Origin of the sequence: Kocuria sp. NPDC057446 (assembly GCF_042802875.1) — a bacterium.
Classification (GTDB): Bacteria; Actinomycetota; Actinomycetes; order Actinomycetales; family Micrococcaceae; genus Kocuria.
Genome location: NZ_JBHVDI010000210.1, coordinates 1 through 5,219 on the forward strand (window position 1 = coordinate 1; position 5,219 = coordinate 5,219).

Below are 5,219 nucleotides of genomic sequence, written 5' to 3' on the forward strand. Positions count from 1 at the left end.
CCTCCCCGGGGTGGGAGGACCGGCGGGCCGGAGTGCTACTCGCCGGAGAAGGCCGTGGCGAACATGTCGGGGATGTTCATCGCGATCTGGAAGCCGACCACGATGGCGATGATGCCGAGGATCACCAGCAGCGCGGTCTGCCACCACTTGTTCACGGCGTAGTCGGCCATGAACTTCTTGCTCCCGGTGAGCACAAGGATGCCGACGACGATGAACGGCAGGCTCAGGACCGTGGAGACACTGGTGCCCACGATGTTCAAGGCGATCAGGTTCGGTGCCGCGGGCAGGGAGGCAATCAGCGGCAGGACGATGAAACCGATGATCTGGATCTTCTTGAACAGCGGGTCCTGCTCGTCCTTGCCGCCCAGGTACTGCTTGCCCTTGCGGGTGCTGAGGTGGAGTCCGTTGATGGCCAGCTGGGCGAAACCGCGGGACTGGGGCGGGAAGCTGGTCATGGCAGCCAGGAAGATGCACATCCACAGCAGGATGGGGCCAATGGGGCCGACGGCGATGCTCATCATCTGGGACAGATCGCCTTCGGTGTTGATGACGAAGCCGGGGTTGTCGCGGGAGAACTCGGCGGCGACGATCCAGAACAGCAGGTTGATCACCAGCAGCGGCGCCATGCCGGCGACGAGGTCGAGCTGCTGGATGCGACGGTAGCGCGGGCCCACCCAGCCCTTGTCCTTCATGAAACCGGAGTAGAGCATGTTGGGCATGTTGCCGGCGATGGTGCCGATGGTCGCGCTGGCGATCACGATGGGGGCGAAGGCGCTGTCCACCGAGTTCGGAGGCATCTCGAAGGCCATGCCGCGGAAGAAGCCGCCCACGTCGAAGTGGCCCAGCTGGATGAGCGCGTAGAGGAAGGCAAGGATCATGGCCACCGAGGCGAAGCGGGCGAAGTACTCGAGGATCACGAAGGACCGCTTGCGGGTGACCATGAACAGGGTCAGCCCCATCACGACCAGGGCGCACACGAAGTTCCCCCAGGAACCGCCCCAGCTGCCGCCGGTCAGCTGGTAGAGGCCGATGGCGGAGGCCTTGAGGAAGGTGGCCTGGGTGACGAAGCCGGCGATGAGCACGACGACGGCCATAAGGCCGGGCAGCCAGGGCAGAATGCGCTTGAAGCCCTCGAGGATCTGGGTGTCCCCGAACCGGTTCATCAGCGTGTACTTGGCGATCGCGGAGATGATGAACGTGCGGGCGATCAGCGAGAGCACCAGCGTCCACAGCAGGGCGTAGCCGTAGTTGGCTCCCGAGACCGAGGAGCTGACCAGGTCGCCGGTGCCTAGGAAAGTCATGGCCAGCACCAGGCCCGGGCCCAGCGAGGTGACCAGGCCGAGGCCCCGGGGGATCGGTTGCTGCTCGGGATACTGCTGCGTCGTCTTCGGCACGGGGAGTGATGTGGTCGACATGGTCTGCCTCCTTGGGGAACGACACCGCGTGCCGGCGCGGCCGGACGCCGCCGCACGGGTGCTTTCAGATGGTGCGCGACCAGGCCATGTCGACGTGATGCCGGTCACCTGTCTGCGCGATCTGAGTAGAATGCTGACACATCTGCGTGATTCACGCAACACCATGACGTGATAAGGACCACGGTGATACTTCCAGCCTCTGGTCGCCAAGTCCGCTGGATGCCCGAAGAACACGCAGAATGCGCGGGTATTGCCGCGCAAGAACCCGGCCGACGAACCCGGAATGCTGGAGTATCCTTCGCCACCAATTGCGCGAAGTGCGCAGTAGTGCCAGGGTGGTATCGACCACGGCACTGTGCCGCGCCCCTATCCCTGTGACCAAAAGGTGACTGATGCCCGGCATGGAGCTCTTGCTCGTCGCACTCGTGGTGGCCGTGGCCTCCTGTCTGCAGGGGGCCATCGGCTTCGGTCTCGGCCTCCTGGCGGCCCCGGTGATCGCCCTGATAGATCCGACTCTGCTGCCCGGGTCCATCGTGCTCCTCGCTGCCGTCCTCACCGTTTTCGGCGTACTGCGGGACCGCGCCGCGGTCGACCTCAAGGGCACGGGCTGGGCCCTCCTCGGCCGGATCCCGGGCACAGTGGCCGGAGCCCTGCTGGTGGCCGCCCTGGCCCCGAGGATTCTGGCTCTCATCCTTGCGGGCACGGTGCTGCTCGCTGTGCTGCTCAGCGTGTGTGGCTGGCAGCCGCAACCCCGGCCGGCCGCGGTCGCCGCCGCGGGGGCGGCCTCCGGCCTCCTGGGAACCACCACGTCCATCGGTGGCCCACCCATGGCCCTCGTCTGGCACGGCACCTCGCGAGCCCGGATGCGCGGCACCATGAGCGCGTTCTTCCTCGTCGGGGCCCTCATGTCGCTGGCCGCGCTCACGGCCGTCGGATCAATCGACCGGCGCACACTGGAGTTCGCGGCGATCCTGGCCCCCGCCATGCTCCTCGGCTTCGCGGCATCCGGATGGGTCAACAGACGACTCAACCGGCAACTCGTGCGCAGAGCAGGGCTGGTGGCATCGGCAATAGGCGCCGGACTAGTCATCATCCAGGCAATCTGAGGACACCGGGGGCGTCGGAAAATAGCGCGTCCAGGGTCCACCACAGAGCAAATACCTCAGCAGAGGCTCGGTAGATGGCCCACAATCAACCACTGCTTTACATATGGCCGACTACCGGACACTGCCCCGGGAAAGACGTTGCTGTAGGCGTTGCCTTTCGGTGGACCGCCGGGGACGGGGCTCAACGGTGCGGGACGAGCTCCTTGCTGAATACCGTGCCACCGAGGCCGTCGCGCAGACTCACGGTCAAAACGTCGTCCTCGTCCAGTTGCACGTGGCCGAAGAACTGGAAGCGTCCGTCGCGTGGGGAGCCGGCGGTGGGTCCGGCCTTGGCGAAAACCTGTTCCGGGCCGAAGGTGCCGTCCAGCTCGTTCGGGCCGAAGGTGCCAGCGTTGATCGGGCCGGCCACGAACTCCCAGAACTCGTCGAAGTCGGTGAACGCCGCCCGCTCGGGCGAGTAGTGGTGCGCAGCACAGTAGTGGACGTCCGCGGTCACCCACACGACGTTGCGCACGCCGGCGTCCTTGAAGGCCTTGAGCACCCGGGCCAGCTCGAGCTCTCGGCCCAGCGGGGCCCCGTCGTCGGCGTTGCTGATCGACTCCTGCGCCTTCCCGTCCGGGACGATCACCCCCAAGGGGAGGTCCGCGGCGATCACTTACCAGGTGGCGCGCGAGGACCTCACGCCGTCGATGAGCCACTGCACCTGCTCCTCACCGAGCAGGGGCGTGGCGTGCGGCTCCAGACCGTCCGTGTTTCTGCCCTTGAAGGTGCGCATGTCGAGGCAGAAGACGTCCAGCTGCGGGCCGCGCTCGAGTCGGCGGTAGATGCGCTGGTCCTCGAAGCCCGTGGTGCCCGGGCGCAGGGCACGGGCCTCGCCGAGGGGTTGGTACTCCTGCCAGGCCCGGCGCCCGCGGGCGGCCAGGGTGTTGACGTCGCGCACGGTGTAGCGCTCATCTTCGAGGATCTCCCCGGCCCACCAGTTGTTGGTGGTCTCGTGGTCGTCCCACTGGGCCACCACGGGCACGTCGGCGTACAGCGCCCGCACATTGTCGTCCATGAGGTTGTACCGGTGGCGGGCCCGGTACTCCTCCTGGGTCTCGGCGACCTTGGTGACGCCTTCGGTGACCAGGTTGCGCCAGATACGGCCGTCCGCTTCGGTGACTTCCGCCTGGATCGGGCCGTCGGCGTAGATCGTGTCCCCGGAGTGGATGAAGAAGTCCGGGTCCGCATCGTGCATCGCCCGGTAGGTGTACATCCCGCCCAGGTCGGGGTTGATACCCCAACCCTGTCCGGCCGTGTCACCCGTCCACACGAAGGACTGGCTGCGGCTGCCGGCGCCGTGCCCGTGTCCGCCGGAATTTCCCCTCCCGCGGCCGCCCGGTGCGGTCCGGAAGGTGCCGTGGTGGACGTCGGAGAGCACGCCCTCCTCGTCCTCGAAACGCACCTCGAGGGCGAAGCGCGTGCCCGAAGGCAGATCCGTGGCCCCGATCTTGACGGTGTGGTCGGTCGCCTCGCTCACCCACCCGGAGGTCAGGGTCCGTTCGAAGCCGCCGCGGCCGCGGGTGGGCGCGCCCTCGGCGTCCACGGCGCGCAGCCGCGCCACCATGCGGCCGGTGCCGTCCGTGCGGGACCACAGGATCGCCGAGGAGGACGTCACGTCGCCGGTGGCGATGCCGCTGGGCAGGTGCAGACGCCGGCGCACCAGCGCCGGGGACGACGTGCGGGCCGGCAGCACGGGGCCGGCGGCAGAGGCCGCGGTCTTGCCGGCGACGGTCAGAGCGGAGGCCGCGAGGGAGCCCTGGAGCAGACCGCGGCGGGAGAAGGTAGCCATGGGTCGATCCTCCGCCCCATGGTTGACCTGGGGCTGAACGGTCGGCGACATTCCGTCGACCGGCCGGTGAGCGCCCTGCTGCCGGAGGCCGGTCACCGGATCAGCCGTGTGGTCACCATGCAGGACGCCACTGTTCTGTGCATCGACCGCACCTCCCGTCCGACCGGCGCGGCTCGACCACCGCGGTGTCGCGGTGGGGGGTTCTCATGGGGCCCCACCGGTTGTTCTCTGGCGGGACAGCGTGGGCCCGGGGCACGTCCGGGGTCGTACCTCCGAGCCTCTACGGAGCCGGTTTCAGACCTGCACCCCCGGGATGTCTCCCCGGGGGTGCAGAGTCTTGGAGCTGGTGGGTGGTTGGTGATGAGATCCTGGCTCAGTTCGCGAAGACGTCCTGCAGCGTGTCCTCGTCGGTCCACAGTGCGACGGAGTCGCCGCCGTTGTTGAGCACGGCACCCGTGCCGCCGTTGTAGTACGCGTCCTCGGTGTTCGTCCCGGGTCCGGTGTAGATGCGCAGTTGCGCGCCGGGGGCCAGCTGGTAGCCCTCACCCACGACCAGGACGTTGTTGGCGGCGTCGCGCAGAATCCAGCCGCTGACGTCCACGGTGCGGGTGCCGGTGTTGGTGAGCACCACGTGTTCCCCGGTCTCGGGCTGGACGTCGTTGCCCGGAACGTCGTTGACGGAGTCGGTGATCTCCACGCCGTGGTCGGCGGGGTAGGGGTTTTGCCCGTCGAGGTAGCGGTCGGTCTGGATCGGGAAGTCCCCGGTGATCAGGTCGACGCCGAGGTCGATGACGTGCTGCACGGCCTCGGGGGAGTTCACGGTGTAGACGCCCAGGTCCAGGCCGGCGGCGTCGACACGGGCGACGC

3 protein-coding genes and 1 pseudogene are annotated in these 5,219 nt (G+C 67.9%); 1 reads left to right on the plus strand and 3 read right to left on the minus strand.

The genetic code is table 11. The annotated features are described in order from the left end of the window. Positions 1–35 precede the first annotated feature (35 nt). A complete protein-coding gene (locus ACFU0Y_RS16915; RefSeq protein WP_380215932.1) occupies positions 36–1,415 on the minus strand; it encodes an Nramp family divalent metal transporter in 1,380 nt (459 codons plus the stop codon). Positions 1,416–1,816: 401 nt separating this feature from the next. On the opposite strand from ACFU0Y_RS16915, the gene ACFU0Y_RS16920 reads away from it, so the two are divergent. Further along, on the plus strand, positions 1,817–2,521 hold the full coding sequence (locus ACFU0Y_RS16920; protein ID WP_380215934.1) for a sulfite exporter TauE/SafE family protein: 705 nt from the start codon (positions 1,817–1,819) through the stop codon (positions 2,519–2,521). 181 nt (positions 2,522–2,702) lie between these two features. Here ACFU0Y_RS16920 and ACFU0Y_RS16925 read toward each other — a convergent pair. Beyond that, a pseudogene (locus tag ACFU0Y_RS16925) lies at positions 2,703–4,352 on the minus strand (alkaline phosphatase D family protein). A gap of 373 nt (positions 4,353–4,725) precedes the next feature. Beyond that, positions 4,726–5,219, minus strand: a 494-nt coding sequence (locus ACFU0Y_RS16930; protein WP_380215936.1) for a lamin tail domain-containing protein, incomplete at its 5' end; no start/stop codon positions are given.